Origin of the sequence: Micromonospora sp. ALFpr18c (assembly GCF_008868155.1) — a bacterium.
Taxonomy (GTDB): Bacteria; Actinomycetota; Actinomycetes; order Mycobacteriales; family Micromonosporaceae; genus Micromonospora.
Genome location: NZ_WBKR01000449.1, coordinates 1 through 740, shown reverse-complemented (window position 1 = coordinate 740; position 740 = coordinate 1). Strand labels below are relative to the sequence as shown.

Here is a 740-nt window from a genome sequence, read left to right as displayed (position 1 = left end):
GATCAGTTGCACCTGATGTCCGCCCTCGCAGGGCCGCCGCGATCGGGTGCGGCCAGTGTCATCGTCGCCCAGGCGCCCACCGACGGGGCCAAGACCAGCGAGCCAGCCACCGCCCGCGCCCTGCTGGAAACCCTCGACCTGCGAGGCGTGACTGTCACCGCGGACGCGTTGCACACCGTCAAGGCCACCGCCGACCTGATCCACCAGCAGGGCGGCGAGTTCGTGTTGCCGGTGAAACAGAACCGGCAGGCACTGTTCGACGCCCTCAACGCCCTGCCATGGGCCGACACCCCGATCGCCTGCCACGACCTCGACAGCGGACACGGCCGGAGCACCCGCCGCACCATCCGGGTCCTACCCGCCCCGCCCGACCTGCCGTTCCCGCACGTCAACCAGGTCTGGCTGATCGAACGCTACGTCACCGACAACTCCAGCGGAAAGCAGTCCGCAGCCGCGCAACTCGGCATCGCCAGCCATACCCCCGACCGCGCCGGCCCAGCAGAGCTGGCCGCCTACAACCGCGGCCACTGGGCCATCGAGTCACTGCACTTCATCCGCGACACCTGCTACCACGAAGACCAGTCAACAGTGCGTACCCGATCCGGGCCCCGTGTCCTGGCCTCGCTACGCAACCTCGCCATCAACGCCCTACGCCTGGCCGGCCGACCCGACATCACCGAAGCCACCCGCTGGGCAGCCCGCAACATGACCAGGCCATTCACCATCCTCGGCCTCACATC

1 protein-coding gene is annotated in these 740 nt (G+C 68.9%); it reads left to right on the top strand.

Annotated elements, in window-relative coordinates:
* Nucleotides 1-15: 15 nt before the first annotated feature.
* Nucleotides 16-740 (top strand): ISAs1 family transposase (locus F8271_RS31650; protein WP_151493426.1); only part of this gene is annotated, 725 nt, incomplete at its 3' end.